The organism is Brevibacterium sp. H602, assembly GCF_051172395.1.
GTDB lineage: Bacteria > Actinomycetota > Actinomycetes > Actinomycetales > Brevibacteriaceae > Brevibacterium.
The window spans coordinates 124,039-137,600 of sequence record NZ_JBPIZD010000007.1; the positions used below are offsets into that span (position 1 = coordinate 124,039).

At 66.3% G+C, this 13,562-nt stretch carries 13 protein-coding genes; 6 read left to right on the plus strand and 7 right to left on the minus strand.

Going from position 1 to position 13,562, the window contains the following annotated elements; all coding sequences use genetic code 11:
• Window positions 1-547 precede the first annotated feature (547 nt).
• Window positions 548-2,149, minus strand: a complete 1,602-nt coding sequence (locus ACSBQT_RS07220; protein WP_410708633.1) for an AMP-binding protein — start codon at window positions 2,147-2,149, stop codon at window positions 548-550.
• A gap of 185 nt (window positions 2,150-2,334) precedes the next feature.
• The gene (locus tag ACSBQT_RS07225) at window positions 2,335-3,426 is read right to left on the minus strand and encodes a GmrSD restriction endonuclease domain-containing protein (RefSeq protein WP_435001276.1); all 1,092 of its coding nucleotides are present in this window, start codon (window positions 3,424-3,426) and stop codon (window positions 2,335-2,337) included.
• 272 nt (window positions 3,427-3,698) lie between these two features.
• Here ACSBQT_RS07225 and ACSBQT_RS07230 point away from each other — a divergent pair, with 272 nt between their 5' ends.
• Window positions 3,699-4,325, plus strand: coding sequence for a hypothetical protein (locus ACSBQT_RS07230; RefSeq protein WP_435001277.1), 627 nt, complete (start codon window positions 3,699-3,701; stop codon window positions 4,323-4,325).
• Between the two features lie 135 nt (window positions 4,326-4,460).
• On the opposite strand, the gene ACSBQT_RS07235 is transcribed toward ACSBQT_RS07230, so the two are convergent.
• Window positions 4,461-5,258 (minus strand): NAD(P)H-dependent oxidoreductase, encoded by a 798-nt coding sequence (locus ACSBQT_RS07235; protein WP_435001278.1) that lies wholly within the window; start codon window positions 5,256-5,258, stop codon window positions 4,461-4,463.
• 80 nt (window positions 5,259-5,338) lie between these two features.
• Here ACSBQT_RS07235 and ACSBQT_RS07240 point away from each other — a divergent pair, with 80 nt between their 5' ends.
• On the plus strand, window positions 5,339-6,280 hold the full coding sequence (locus ACSBQT_RS07240; protein WP_435001279.1) for a cupin domain-containing protein: 942 nt from the start codon (window positions 5,339-5,341) through the stop codon (window positions 6,278-6,280).
• A 14-nt stretch (window positions 6,281-6,294) separates the two neighbouring features.
• Here the strand turns inward: ACSBQT_RS07240 and ACSBQT_RS07245 are convergent, their stop codons facing one another.
• The 4 genes from ACSBQT_RS07245 to ACSBQT_RS07260 are packed head-to-tail and all read right to left on the minus strand — an operon-like array spanning window position 6,295 to window position 9,640.
• Entirely contained in the window at window positions 6,295-7,095 is an 801-nt protein-coding gene (locus ACSBQT_RS07245; protein WP_435001280.1) for a sulfite exporter TauE/SafE family protein, read from the minus strand.
• Between the two features lie 12 nt (window positions 7,096-7,107).
• Window positions 7,108-7,914: a thioesterase family protein gene (locus ACSBQT_RS07250; protein WP_435001281.1), complete on the minus strand. Its 807-nt coding sequence runs from the start codon at window positions 7,912-7,914 to the stop codon at window positions 7,108-7,110.
• A gap of 33 nt (window positions 7,915-7,947) precedes the next feature.
• A complete protein-coding gene (locus tag ACSBQT_RS07255) occupies window positions 7,948-8,721 on the minus strand; it encodes an enoyl-CoA hydratase/isomerase family protein (RefSeq protein WP_435001282.1) in 774 nt (257 codons plus the stop codon).
• A 37-nt stretch (window positions 8,722-8,758) separates the two neighbouring features.
• Window positions 8,759-9,640, minus strand: a complete 882-nt coding sequence (locus ACSBQT_RS07260) for a LysR substrate-binding domain-containing protein (protein ID WP_435001283.1) — start codon at window positions 9,638-9,640, stop codon at window positions 8,759-8,761.
• Between the two features lie 79 nt (window positions 9,641-9,719).
• On the opposite strand from ACSBQT_RS07260, the gene ACSBQT_RS07265 reads away from it, so the two are divergent.
• From ACSBQT_RS07265 to ACSBQT_RS07280, 4 genes are all read left to right on the plus strand, one after another.
• On the plus strand, window positions 9,720-10,667 hold the full coding sequence (locus ACSBQT_RS07265; RefSeq protein ID WP_435001284.1) for an EamA family transporter: 948 nt from the start codon (window positions 9,720-9,722) through the stop codon (window positions 10,665-10,667).
• Window positions 10,664-11,299 (plus strand): NAD(P)-dependent oxidoreductase, encoded by a 636-nt coding sequence (locus tag ACSBQT_RS07270; protein WP_435001285.1) that lies wholly within the window; start codon window positions 10,664-10,666, stop codon window positions 11,297-11,299. Before ACSBQT_RS07265 ends, ACSBQT_RS07270 begins: the two co-directional genes overlap by 4 nt.
• Window positions 11,300-11,447: 148 nt before the next feature.
• A complete protein-coding gene (locus tag ACSBQT_RS07275) occupies window positions 11,448-12,854 on the plus strand; it encodes an MFS transporter (protein WP_435001286.1) in 1,407 nt (468 codons plus the stop codon).
• Window positions 12,851-13,513 carry a GntR family transcriptional regulator gene (locus ACSBQT_RS07280; protein ID WP_410708645.1) on the plus strand — a complete coding sequence of 221 codons (663 nt, stop codon included), beginning with the start codon at window positions 12,851-12,853 and terminating at the stop codon, window positions 13,511-13,513. The genes ACSBQT_RS07275 and ACSBQT_RS07280 overlap by 4 nt, the downstream gene beginning before the upstream one ends.
• Window positions 13,514-13,562 lie beyond the last annotated feature (49 nt).

The window sequence follows — 13,562 nt, forward strand, 5'->3', positions numbered from 1 at the left end:
CCAAATGGAGTAGATTTCACAGAAATCTGATGACGTTGGCGGGCGCTCGGCACGCGCTTCTGTAGACTTCCTCGGCAGTTGAAGAAAGCTAAGGCACGCCGACCGGAAAATCCGCGTGCTGGCTCTGCCGGATTGCCGATGGCGAGAGTTTTGCTTAGCCGTATTCAGACGTCTCGGTTGTGGAAAAGATGGTCGCCGCACGCCAACAAACCGGTCGAATAGACGATTGCCGACACGCGTCCGACTCTCCCCTGTCGTTGTCATTAACAGGCACAGCACACACGGCGGTGGCTGCACGTGAGTTCAGTCAAAGCAACCCTCCGCTTCCCAGCTCAGCCGTATACGACCGCTCTTGGCACTCGTCCCGTGATAGCGGCACATAGTTTCCGGCCGCTTCGACGACCTGCTCTTCGGCCTTCTTCTTCGCTCGCGCCTCATCACGCTTCTTTTGCTGGTTGCGCCTCACCATGGAACAAGTTAGTCACTCTTGGAGTGCGCCTTTGCAAGGGATCTGATCAATGACCCTCCCCAGCCTCGCCCAGGACACTCAGCTCCCCGCCATCTCCCGCAGGGCGTTCTTGCGGATCTTGCCGGTCGACGTCGTCGGCAGCTCGTCGACGAATTCGACCCCGGCCGGGGCCTTGTAGGAGGCGATTCGGGTCTTGACGAATGCGATGAGATCGGCTTCGGCCACCTCGGTGCCGGGCGCAAGGACGACGTAGGCCAACGGTCGCTGTCCCCACTTCTCGTCGGGCATTCCGACCACGGCCGCCTCGGCGACGGATTCATGGGCGACGAGGGCCTGCTCGACCTCGATCGTGGAGATGTTCTCTCCGCCGGAGATGACGATGTCCTTGGCGCGGTCGAGGATCTGGACGTATCCGTCCTCGTGCATGACGGCGAGGTCACCGGTGTGGAACCAGCCGCCGCGGAACGCCTCGGCGGTGGCCTCAGGCGCGTTCAGGTAGCCCTTCATGACGTTGTTGCCGCGCATGACGATCTCTCCCATCGTCACCCCGTCGCGGGGCACGTCGGTGAGGACATCGTCGTCGCGCAGCTCGACCACGCGCATGCGCTCGGCGCTGATCATGCCGATCCCCTGTCGGGACTTCAGCTTCGCGCGCTCCTCGACCGGCAGACCGGTCCATTCGGGCTGCGGTTCGCATGAGGAGTACGGGCCGTAGGATTCGGTGAGTCCGTAGACGTGGATGACCTCGATGCCGAGGCCTTCAAGGAGGGCGATCGTCGTCGGTGACGGCGGGGCGCCGGCCGTGGTGATCGACAGCGATCCACCCAGGTCGTGGGCTTCCTCGGCCCCGGCGATCGTGTTGAGCACGACGGGAGCACCGGCCATCCGCGTGACCTTCTCTTCGTCGATGAGCCGCCAGGCCTCGGGCCCGCGCACGGCTCGGATGCACACGTGCGTGCCCGAAACCGCGGTCAGCGCCCAGGTCGTGCACCAGCCGTTGCAGTGGAACATCGGGAGCGTCCACAAGTATTTCGTCAGTGGCGCGAAGCCCTGCGTGACGACCTCGCCGAGGGAGTTCAGGTACGCCCCGCGATGGGTGTACATGACGCCTTTCGGCCGACCCGTCGTGCCCGAGGTGTAGTTGACGGTGATCGTCGCGGTCTCGTCTTCGACTTCATAAGCGCGGGGTGATTCCGGCGCCGAGGCGGTCCAGTCGGCATACGCTTCCACGCGCAGATCCGCGGCGGCCACCTCACCTGGGGTGCCGTCTTCGTCGGGGTGGACGACGATCGTGTCGACGGCGTTCGCAGCCCCGGCATCGATGACCGGCTGGAGGAGTCCGGCATCGCCGAAGAGGAATTTCGCCTCGCTGTGGCCGAGGATGTACTCGACCTCGGGCGGAGCCAGTCGGGTGTTGAGCATGACGAGCACGCCGCCTGCCAGCGGGACCGCGTAGTGGGCGATGAGCGCCTCGGCGCTGTTGGGGGCGAGCACGGCGACCGTGTCCCCGGGCTGCAGTCCACGGCGGACGAGTCCTTCGGCGAGGTTCTGGACGGTCTCGGCCATCTGCCGGTAGGTGAAGCGGCGGGGCCCGTCGACGATCGCCTCCCGATCCGGGTGAGCCTCGAGCGAGCGCTCGAGGAAGCGCAGCGGAGTCAGGGCAGTATCGAGTCCGGACATGGGAATCTCCTCATCGTCGATGATCGTGGCGACCGTCGGCAGGCGCAGCTGCGACGGTGTTCGACTTCAGATTACCGAGCGAGTGTGATCGCGTGCACACCGCCCCTCGCCGAGGTGGCCGAACGTCAGTGCGACCGCTCCCTTTCGGTTGCGGTTCCACGCCCCTGTATGGTGCGGCTTTTCGGCTATTCGCAGGCGATTCCATCGCCGTCGCGGTCGAGGTGGGACCCGTATCCGGGGTCACCGCTGCGAACGGGTGCGGCACCGGCTTCGCGAGCGGCCGTGCAGTTCTCGAAGAACGTCGACGAGCCCGACGAGCTGCTGGACGATCCGCTCGTTGTTCCGCTCGACGACGAGCCCGACCCTGTCGATCCGGAGCTGGACGAACTCGAAGACTTCTGACCAGCCGGGCGGGTCTCTTCTTTCGTGGTGACGTTGTCGCCCTCGCCTGGACCCGGCCAGTCGACATCATCGGCGAAGGCGGGCTGATCGTCGCACTTCGCCAGCACGCGTTCCATGGCGGCCTTCTCGGCGGGGACCACCCACAACTCGTATTTGTGTTTCACGGCAATCTGTCGGGCGACGTATTCGCAGCGAAAGCTCTTGTTCGGCGGAAGCCAAGTCGCGGCGTCGCCGTCGCCCTTCTGCCGGTTGAGGCTCGAGCTGACGGCGAGCAGGTTGAGCGGGTCGTTGCCGAACTCCTTCAACGTCTCCTCGTCGAACTTGAAGGCCCCGGTCTGCCAGGCGTTCGACCGGGCGACGACGTGGTCGATATCGACGGCGTTCGCGCTCCGGTCGAAGTCGGAGGTCTCGCCGGCATAGGGGTCGTCAAGCGTTCCGGCCAGCACGATGCATCCTTGGTTTCCGGCCTTGAGGGTGATGGTCGTGAGGTCGCGGCGGAGCACGTCGTTGCGGGTGTCGCAGCCGTTGTGGTCGGTGTCCGAACGCCATTTGAACAGGTCGCCGTCGTAGCCGGTCTTCGGTGCCCGGCCTTTGACCGTGAGTTCGTCCAACATCGCCGAGGCGGTCCCCGTCGCCGCGCTGCCCGCACGGCCTTCATCCTCTTCCCCGGCCCCGTCGGTGTCATCGCTCGTCGCCGATGCCGCAGGACCGGAGCTCGGCTCCGGGGCCTCACGAGTCGGCGTGGGGTCGGCGGTGCTGGAGGCGGCGGTGTCGACGGTCGGCTGGGCATCCTCGGCGCATCCGGAAAGAAGGCCGAGGGACAGGACAGCTGCAAGTGCCGCGAGTGTGCGGCGTGAGGAAGAGAGCAAGGGCATGGGCTTTCGGGCGTGCAGGCTCGCCGGTAGGGCGAGATGGTTCAGACGTGGTCGTGGACCGAGCCGGCACGAATGCCGCTGCTCGATCCACTCCGATCAGTGTAGGACGGGCAGAGCGTCGGTGGCACTCGGTCGGCCGGAACGTATCCCATTCGTTAGATACGCGGAAAACTTGCCAGCGGACCTCCCGCTCATCGTCCCATCTGACTGCACCGGCGGGTGGGTGCATGATGGGAGGGAAGGGTGGGCAGCCTCGGCGAGGAGGATTTTCGATGCGACACGATGAGGAGCGCCCGCGTACCAGCGGGTTCCTGTCCGACGGTACGGTTCCGGGGCACTGGACGCAGGTGCTCGGGTCGATGCGGGCGAATCCGTTCACGCATCTGTCATTGGATGAGGTGCGCGCCGAGGCGGCCCACCTCCTCATCGTCACGCCCTCCCCCGAGGTGGCCCGTGCGTGCTTTGGAGAAATGCTCGATGCGTTCGGGGACTCGGTTGAAATCGCCGCCGTCGACGAGCTTGTTCCCAATCACGTCCCCGCGGGGACGTGGGTGTTTCTGCCGCATCGGCAGGACGGGTGGACGGACCTCGAGGACGCCTCGGCGAGGATGCGCCGGGATCTCGTGAAGGAGAACTCGTCACGGGAGGCGCCCGACAAGCTCGTCCTCATGGAGTACGGGATCAACCTGTGGATGTGGGCCGAACCACCGTCAAGCGGAGGCGACCCCGTCTGCCACGCCGGTGAGCTCATCAGCTGGGAAAGCGCCTGGGCGCTGGGGGCGAACGGGACGGACGCAGGCTCTGGCACTTCGGAGACTTCACTGCCGACCGCCCCGGCCCGCCCGCCGATCTATTTCGGCCTACCGCCCATCTTGCGCCAGCGCCGCTGGGATGGCTGAGCATATTCTCTAGCCCATCCTCGTCGACCGCTCGATTCAGCCTCGAGCGCACAAACTGTGCGGCGAGCGCTCGGCGCTCATGCGAGCGGTCGGTGGGCAGGATCGTGGCTGAGGCGAGCGGTCGAGCAGCCTCGGTCAACTGACCCGGTGGATCGTCAGATCCGTGCGTCCGGGATGGACACTGTCGATCAGTGCCCGAGTGGACCGGTCGTAGTCTCCTCCCAGCATTCGGCGGTAGGGACGCGCACATTCCTCGCGCAGTCCCGCGATCCGAGAGGTCAGTCGCGCTGCTTCCTGTTCTCTGCCGTCGGCACCGAGCCCGTCCGCGTCATAGACGACGTGGAGGTCGAGGGTTTCGATCCCGACGTACCACAGTGCACCGTGCGTCAGCGGAAAGAGCAGTGATTCGAGGTCGCCGCTGATTCCACGCGGGCCCAGTGTTCGACTGTCGTCTCCTGCTGTGACGATGATCAGTGCTTTCCTGCCCATGAGCCGGCCGTCGCCGTATCGTCTCGGCAGACCGGTTGAGTCATCGACGTCGCCTTGCGCGAAACCGGTCTGCAGCACGCGGTCGATCCATCCTTTGAGCATCGCGGGAGGCCCGTACCACCACAGCGGAAACTGGAGAACCAGGAGTTCGGACGCCGCCAGCCGCTCCTGTTCGCGTCTCACCTCAGGCTCGACCTCACCCCGGGCATAGGCTTCGCCAGTCAGTTCCGCCAGGTTCCCACCGGCACCGGACAGACTTCCGAGATCATGTTCACCGAGCGTCGGGTTGAAGCGTTCGGCGTAGAGGTCCGACACTGTGAGCTCGTATTCTTCGGCCAGGGCGGCTCGGCCGACCTGGAGCAGGTGCCTGTTGAGCGACTCTGCCTGCGGATGTGTGTAGACCCAGTGGGCGCGACCGGAGATCGGTTCATGAAATGTGTTCATGACTCAATTACATACGAGGCGCACGAGACGGAGAATAGGCGATACGATCAGAAAGATGCTCCATCATCTAAAATGACAACGTGGATGCTCTGACAAATGTGCTCACGCATATCCGGTCGTCCGGCGCGCTGCTGGGTAGGACTTTGGCGAACCCGCCATGGTCTGCAGTGTTCGCGGAGAAGTCCTCTCTTACTCTCGTCGCCATGATCCGGGGTGATGCGTGGATCGTCGAAGGTGGACAGTCTCACCGACTCAGGCCCCATGACATCGCCGTCGTCGTCGGACCGGCCCGTTTCGAGGTCACCAGTGACCCCGGGATGTCACCTGATCCCATGTATGTCCAGACGGAGGCGGGAGTCTGCCTCGCCGCAGACGGAGGTGTGGCTGACAGCATTGCGCTGGGGACCCGAACCTGCGGCACACAGTTGGATGCCGATGACACTATGCTGACCGGATCATTCACTGTGAACGGTCGCGTAGCCGACCGCCTGCTGACGACACTCCCCCGGGTATTCGTCGTGCCGCACGAGTCACAGCGCACGAAGACGCTGGGTCTTCTTGAGGCGGAGATCATGCGCGAAGAGCCCGGGCAGCAGGTCATCCTCGATCGGCTGCTCGACGTCGTGCTGGCTGCGGCGCTGCGGGACTGGTTCGCAATGCCCGAAGTTCAGGCCCCAGGCTGGTACCGCGCGAGCTCCGACCCTACCGTGGGCGCCGCGCTCAGCGCCATCCATGCCTTCCCGGAGCACCCATGGACCATCGCGACGCTGGCCGAACAGTCGAACGTCTCGCGAGCGACGCTGGCGAGACGCTTCACCGAACTGTTGGGAGAGCCCCCTCTGACATACCTGACGAGCTGGCGTCTGTGCTTGGCCGCCGACCTCCTTGAGCAGAGCGACTCGACAGTCGAATCTGTGGCACGCGAAGTCGGCTACTCCAGCGGATACTCACTGAGCACTGCCTTCTATCGCGAGTACGGGATCCGCCCCAGCCGGTATCGCAGGGCGTCAGTCGACGCCTGAGGGCACCGGCCTCCTCACGCCACCGCGACGACTACCCCGGCCGCCACGAGCAGCACGAAATAGCCCCAGGCGTGGAGGATCTCGGGGATCTTCGGCACCCGGCGGCGCAGGAACACGATGATCGGCAGTCCACCGATGAGCAGCGCCGCGGCCGCCACCAGGTCGAGTGATCCCACGATGCCCGGGGCATCGATCGCCGCCGGGGTCAGTATCGTCACGAGCACAGCCGGACTCATGATCACCAAGGTCAGCGGGTTGGCCAGGGTCGTGGCCACGGTCATCGTCGCCCCGGACCGGCGCATCATCGGCACCGTCATCACCGACCCGCCGACGCCGAGGAACGACGCCAGCCCACCGATCGGCACTCCCCAGACCGCGGCGATTCCACGGCCTCCCTCGCTGACTTCGCCAACGTTGTCGACGACCGCGGGCTTGCGCCGGAAGAATCCCGGCCGGGCGAGCAGATCGATGGCCGTGGCCGCGATGTACGCGACGAACCCCCACTGCAGCAGCGCGTCCGGAGCGAACCGCCCCGCGAACGCGCCCAATCCCCCGCCCAGCGCGAGCAGTCCGAGCAGCCACCACCGCCCTTTGAGGTGGGCGAGCGTGGATCGCTTCGTCGACACCGTCGCGACGATCGCATTGACGAGCATCACCAGCGCCGAGGTGGCCGCCGCCACCCGTGCCGTGTCATGTCCGAGATCCGAATCGACCAGGGTGATGATCGGGACCGTGACGAAGCCGCCGCCGAACCCGAAGAGCACGGTGGTCAGGCCGACGAGGCAGCCGATGAGGACGAGCCCGAGGAACTCCATGCTCTCAGGATCTCAGAGTCGGGCAATGAGCAGCGGTTGGGTCACAGCTCCGACGTAGCCGATCTCATCAGCCAGGTTGCCGTCGGCGACGCCGCGACCGTCGGGGCCGACATGGGTGCGGACATTCATATTCAGCCATTCGGACTTCGGTTCCCGTGCGAACGTCAGCGACAGCGACGGAGGGATGAACGTCCACTCCCCGTACGGCACAGCCGCCGAGACACCGTTCGCCGAGTCCGCCACGATGACGAAGCGCTGAATCGGGCTGGTTTGTTCACCCGCGACGAGCGGGATGCGCGGGCGTACCCAGACGTCGGCCGCCCCAAGTTCCTGGAGACCGCCGGAGACGAAGCGCCACTCGATAGCACGTCCGTAGCCCCAGTCGGGGCTGATGCCGGGGAAGTACTTCTGCTCCTGCGGTTCCGGCACCGCCGAGGTGTCGAAGGTCGAGGCCACCTCGGCGCTGGAGTCCGGTGTCGATCGCATCCTCCACGCGGTTGCGGTGACGGCGAGACGGTCCTCGGCCCAGAGTTTGGCTTCGACGAGTTCGATGCGCCTTCCTGGTCTCACGATCGTCGCCTCGGTGCGGATGCGGCCCTGCGGGATGGGGCCGAGCATGTCGATCGTCAGCCGCCCGATGCTCATCGCCTCGTCCTCGCGGACGCGTTCGACGGCCCGGGCGAGCAGTGCTGCGGGCGGCCCGCCGTGCTGCATCCGTTCGTCCCAGGGGCTCGTCGTGGCCCGGGTCGAGTCGAATTCGTTCTCACCGCGAGGGAGGTAGAAAGCCTCGGGCAGTGGTGTGACCTCGTTGTCTGTCACGCATCCTCCTCAATCGTTCGTTAAGTTCTCAGGCTACTGTCTCTCGGCTTTCGCGGCGAAGGCGAGCGCGAATTCCTTCTTGCTGTCGGCAATCGCCTGCGCCTCGAAGGTGTTCTTCCACGACCGCAGCAGTCGCTTCTGCTGCGCGATGACGGCCCGGCTGGCCTGCGTGGTGTCGCGCAGGAGGGCGAGCGCGCGCTCTTCGAGTGCGGTCCTTCCACTCCCCGAGGCGGCAACCGCGGTTCCCCCACCTGCCGGGGTAGCCTCCTCGGCGACGATGTCGTTGAGGAATCCGCACCGCAGCATGTCCTCCGCAGTGAATCGGTTGCCGGTGAGGACGAATTCGGTCGCTTTGGTCCAGCCCATGAGGCGGTGGAGATTGACCGATTCGAGCACCGATGGGATGCCGATGCGCACTTCGGGCATCGAGTACCAGGACTCGCTGCTGCCGATGCGGAAATCTGCGGCCGCGGCGATCTCGGCGGCCCCGCCGATGCAGTAGCCGTCGATCGCCACTGCGATCGGAAGGGCGCAGTTCTTGATGGCTTCGCAGACCTCGCCGAGGCGGCTGATCGTCTCGTGTGCCTGCGAGGCACTCGTGTGCGCGAACTGTGCGGTGTCCATTCCGGCTGAGAATCCGCGTCCGCCGGCCGAGGTAAGCAGGACCGCGCGCAAGCTCTCGTCAGCAACCGCCTCGGTGAAGGCGTCGCTGAGCTGTCCGAGCATGTCCTCGGTGAGCGCATTCGCCTGCCCCGGATTGTCGATGGTGACGGTGAGAATGTCGTCGGTGCGGTCTTGCCTGATCATGCGGGCTCCTGCCTGTGAGTGTGTCGCTTCCTCAACCTTATTCCGCCCCAAGGCTCGCCAACGCCGACTCAACAAAGGCCGACGCCGCCGGGCTCGGATTGAATTCGCTCCAGGCGAGGTATTCCGCGCGCTTAGGTCCGTCGGTCACGGGCACAGTGGCCAGCTCTCGCCCGTCCGGCACAACCGCCGGGGCGAGCAGCGCAATACAAAGCCCCTGCCCGACGAGGTCGAGCATCATGTCCACGAGCATCGATTCGAACGCAACCGTTCGGGTCAGTCCCGCCTCGGCGAAGGCCCGATCGGACTGTGAACGACCGGGACTGTCGGAGGGGAAGTCGACGAATGCCTCATCGGCGAGATCGGCCAGCCGCAGCCGTCGGCGTTCGGCGAACCGATGGCCCGGGCCGAGCACGGCCACGAGCCTCTCCTGTGCGATGACGGTGCTCGCCACGCCCTTCGGCTCGACGTCCTCCGGCAGTCCGAGGACCGCCGCATCGAGGCTTCCCGTCCGGATCCGTTCGATGAAGTCGAGACTGCCTCCCACGCTCATGCCGATACTCACCTGCGGATACGTGCGGTGGAACCGGCCGAGGACCGCAGTGAGGTCGAGTCGGGTCACCGTCGGGATCGCTCCGACGCTCAGACTTCCGCGCATCTGTCCGGTCGCCGCGACCGCCTCAGTGACGGTCCGATCCGCAGCGTCGAGGGTGGCTCGGGCACCGGCTACGAAGGCGTGCCCGGCTTCGGTCAGTTCGACTCTTCGGCTGGTCCGGGCGAAGAGTCGGACGCCGAGCTCGCGTTCGAGGGCCTTGATCTGATGGCTCAACGCCGACTGGACGACATGAGTCTTCGTCGCCGCTCGGGTGAAATTCCGCTCCTCGGCGACGGCGAGGACATAGCGCAGCTGCTGCAACTCCATCCATCAATGATCTCAGTTCATTGATCGGATGAAAACAATGTGTTGGACTCATGGCAGTGCGCGGGCTGACGCTGGTGTCATGACAACGACGACCACGCCCACCCCATCCGCCCCGTCACCGACGCACTCACGAGTCGGAGCCACCGTCCTCACCGCGCTCGCCCCTGCAGTTTGGGGCACGACCTACCTCGTGACCACGGAATTCCTGCCCGCGGGCCATCCGCTCTTCGCCGCCCTCATGCGCGCCCTGCCGGCCGGCCTCATCGGCCTCCTCATCGCCCGCCGCCTGCCCACCGGGTCCTGGTGGTGGAAAGCACTGGTGCTCGGGACGCTCAACATCGGGATCTTCTTTCCGCTCCTGTTCGTCGCAGCCGCTCGCCTGCCCGGCGGGGTCGCTGCGACTCTGGGTGCCGCGCAGCCGATCCTCGTCACCGTCCTCGCAGTCATCGTCCTCGGTGAGCGCCTGTCGGTGTGGCGATTGGGCTGGGGGTTCGTCGGCGTTGCCGGAGTCGGTCTCGTCGTGCTCGGCCCCGGCGCCGGTTTCGATCCAATCGGCATCGCAGCGGGCATCCTCGGCGCCGCCTCGATGGGGACCGGCGTCATCCTCGTCAAGAAGTGGGGACTGCCGCCCGGCATCGGACCGGTCGGCTTCGCGAGCTGGCAGCTGAGCGCCGGCGGACTCGTCCTCCTCCTGCCCACCCTGCTCGTCGAAGGCGTCCCCGCACAGGTCGACGCCCCCGGCATCGCCGGCTATCTGTGGCTGGGCGGGATCGGCGGACTGCTCGCGTACACCCTGTGGTTCCGCGGCCTCGGACGCCTGCCGGTCACTGCCACCGCCCTGCTCGGGCTGCTCTCCCCGCTCGTGGCCGCCGGACTCGGCATCGTCTTCGCCGGTGAGAGCCTCAATCTCGCACAGGTCTCCGGCTTCGTCCTCGCTCTGGCCGCGCTGGCCTGCGGTCAGCTCTCCCCGACCGTTTTCACCCGTGCACGCACCCTGGATCGCACAGAGAAGGAGCCCACAGCATGAAGATCACCGTCATCGGAGCTACCGGCATGGTCGGGTCCCGCATCGTCGCCGAGGCCGCCGACCGCGGCCATGACATCATCGCCGCCTCCCGCCACCCCGAACACACACCTCGCCCCGAGGTGCATCCGCTGGCGATTGACGCCAGTCGTTCGCAGGACCTCGACCGTGCCCTGCGCGTTGCCGACGCAGCCGTTCTCACTGTGCGCGCGACACCCGGTCAGACACAGCAGTTCCTCTCCATCACGGAGGAAGTGCTGCAAGCGACCGCTCACGCGAGGGTGCCGCTGCTCATCGTCGGCGGTGCCGGGCCGCTGCGCTCCCCGAACCGGGCCGACATCCTCGTAGTCGACGACCCGGAGTTCGTCGCCGCCGAGTGGAAGGAGCTCGCTGCCGCCAGCGTCGCCCAGCTCGACGTCTGCCGCAACCAGGGCGGAGACCACTGGACCTATCTCAGCCCGCCGGCGGTGCTCGAACCCGGCAACCGCCTCGGCGAGTACCAGCGCGGAACGACAGTCCTGCTCATCGGGGCGGACGGCCAGGCTCGCATCAGCGCCGAGGACCTCGCCGCTGCCGTCATCGACGAACTCGAATCACCAGAGGGCGACCGGCACTTCACCGTCGCAAGAGTCTGAGGTTCGCGCGGTCAGGCCAAGGGCATCGGCCGGCCACCACCTCGGTCGTCCCTGTCTGTCCCACCTGCGGCCAGCCTCACTCTTGTATCCAAGATGGATGCAAGTTAATGTGAGTGGGTCTTGACCACTACAACGACGTGAGACCACCATGACCAGCCACATCCGCGAACAGGCCAAACTCATCACTGCCCAGCTCCTCTCGGGAGCCGGCATCGCCTCCGGGTATGCCGTCGGCGGACTGCTCGCCGAAGAGATCACCGGGCAGACCTCGATGGCCGGATTCGCGCAGATGAGCGTCATCCTCGGCGCCGGTCTCATCGCCTATCCCCTCGCCGTGCTCGCCGGTCGCTCCGGTCGTCGCAAGGCGTTGACCTTGGGCTTCGGCATCGGCACGCTCGGCGCGGTGGTCGTCCTCATCGGTGTGGCTCTCCAGTTCCTGCCCTTGTTCATGCTCGGGATGATGATGTGCGGGTCCTCGACCGCCTCGGGCTTGCAGGCCCGTTACGCCGCCGTCGACCTCGCCGACCCGGCCGCCGCTGGTCGCGCGATGTCCCTGGTGGTGTGGGCGACGACCGTCGGCTCCGTCCTCGGCCCCAGCTTCACCGCCCCGGGTGCCCACCTCGGCGAAACGCTGGGCATGAACGGATTGGCCGGGCCCTACCTCATCTCGATGGTCGCGTTCGCCCTGGCGACGCTGTCGGCCTCGACGCTGACGAAGTCGGTGGCCGCCGGCACCGCCCACCCCGGCGAACCCAGGGTCGACGATCCCGGCCACGACGGTGAGGGCACGGCCGAGGTCAACGGCAGCGCCGCCTCGGCGAAGGAATCCGCCCCGACCGACAAGTCCACCACCACCGAGGCGACCGCCCCTCCCCCGATGAAACTCGGCGAAGCGCTGCGCTTCGCCCTGGCCCGCCCGGTGCCGCTGTTCGCGATGATCACGATCATCGCGGGGCAGATGATGATGACCAACGTCATGGTCATGACCCCGGTGCACATGGATCACCAGGAGTTCAGCCTCGGCGCGATCGGCATCGTCGTGAGCATCCACATCGCCGGCATGTACGCCCTGTCCCCTGTATTCGGCTGGATGGCCGACCGGTGGGGTTCGGGCGTCGTCATCGCAGGTGGGGCCGGTATCTTCGTTCTCACTATCGTCCTCGGGGTCATCGATGCGGTGGCCCCGGAGTCGTCGATGGTGCTGCTGTCGACTGCGCTGTCGCTGCTCGGAATCGGGTGGTCGATGTTCCTCATCGGCGGCTCGTCCCTGCTCACCGCCTCGGTGCCGGCGCATGCGAAGGTGCCGCTGCAGGGCGCTTCGGATTCGGCGATGAACCTCGGCGGGGCGCTCATGGCGGCGATGGCCGGGTCCGTGCTCGGCGCCGGCGGATTCCTGTGGATCAACCTCATGGCCACGTTCGTCCTGCTCGTCGCCGTTGGATTCTCGATCCGCGCGATCCCGCTGATGAGCTGGCCCGGACGCCGCGCACCCGCCCTCGCCGAGGCGGCCGACCGGCCCGCTGCCGCCGCGAGACAGGACGGGGTGGGGAAATGAGTAAGAAGACAGGATCCTCGAGAACGGCGACCGAATCAATGAGCGCGGCCGAGCGCGCCTATTCGGTCATCCGCGGGCAGATCCTCAACGGCTCTCACACGCCCGGCACGATGCTCGGCGAGGCGGCGCTGGCCACCGAGATCGGCGTCAGCCGCACGCCAGTGCGCGTGGCTCTGGCCAGGCTGCAGGACGAGGGATGGATCCACATCTATCCCAAGCGCGGGGCGATCGTCCAAGGCATCGACGAACGCACTGTCGCCGAGCTCGCCGATGCCCGCTTTGTGCTCGAGACGACCGCTGTCGAGCGGGCCACCGAACCCATGCGGCAGCGATTGGCGGAGAAGCTCGGTGATCTCATCACGCAGCATCGAGCCGCTTTCGCCGAGGGGGATGTCGCGCGTTTCATCGAACTCACCCTGGAGTTCCACCGCGGCTTCGTCGAGGCAGGGGACAACCGGGTCATGCTCGAGATGTATTCGCTGCTCTCGGACCGGCACAGATTCACCCTATTCATGAACAGCCGACACCTGCTCGATCGGTCGGACGACCTCATCGCCGAACACGAGGCGCTCGTCGCACATCTGCGCTCCGGCGATTCCGCGGCGTTCGCGGCGACCCTGCGGGGACATATTGCGGAGAACGCCGGTCCGGCGCGCTGAGGCACGGACGCTGTCCTTGCTGGCAACAAGAGTTCGGTACGCCCCGCTC

What these genes read in the sequence shown, in the direction of transcription:
- ACSBQT_RS07225 (WP_435001276.1), bottom strand. Translation starts at nt 3,426, where the DNA reads ATGCCCTTGCTCTCTTCCTCACGCCGCACACTCGCGGCACTTGCAGCT.
- ACSBQT_RS07220 (WP_410708633.1), bottom strand. Translation starts at nt 2,149, where the DNA reads ATGTCCGGACTCGATACTGCCCTGACTCCGCTGCGCTTCCTCGAGCGC.
- ACSBQT_RS07270 (WP_435001285.1), top strand. Translation starts at nt 10,664, where the DNA reads ATGAAGATCACCGTCATCGGAGCTACCGGCATGGTCGGGTCCCGCATC.
- ACSBQT_RS07280 (WP_410708645.1), top strand. Translation starts at nt 12,851, where the DNA reads ATGAGTAAGAAGACAGGATCCTCGAGAACGGCGACCGAATCAATGAGC.
- ACSBQT_RS07230 (WP_435001277.1), top strand. Translation starts at nt 3,699, where the DNA reads ATGCGACACGATGAGGAGCGCCCGCGTACCAGCGGGTTCCTGTCCGAC.
- ACSBQT_RS07260 (WP_435001283.1), bottom strand. Translation starts at nt 9,640, where the DNA reads ATGGAGTTGCAGCAGCTGCGCTATGTCCTCGCCGTCGCCGAGGAGCGG.
- ACSBQT_RS07255 (WP_435001282.1), bottom strand. Translation starts at nt 8,721, where the DNA reads ATGATCAGGCAAGACCGCACCGACGACATTCTCACCGTCACCATCGAC.
- ACSBQT_RS07275 (WP_435001286.1), top strand. Translation starts at nt 11,448, where the DNA reads ATGACCAGCCACATCCGCGAACAGGCCAAACTCATCACTGCCCAGCTC.
- ACSBQT_RS07245 (WP_435001280.1), bottom strand. Translation starts at nt 7,095, where the DNA reads ATGGAGTTCCTCGGGCTCGTCCTCATCGGCTGCCTCGTCGGCCTGACC.
- ACSBQT_RS07265 (WP_435001284.1), top strand. Translation starts at nt 9,720, where the DNA reads ATGACAACGACGACCACGCCCACCCCATCCGCCCCGTCACCGACGCAC.
- ACSBQT_RS07235 (WP_435001278.1), bottom strand. Translation starts at nt 5,258, where the DNA reads ATGAACACATTTCATGAACCGATCTCCGGTCGCGCCCACTGGGTCTAC.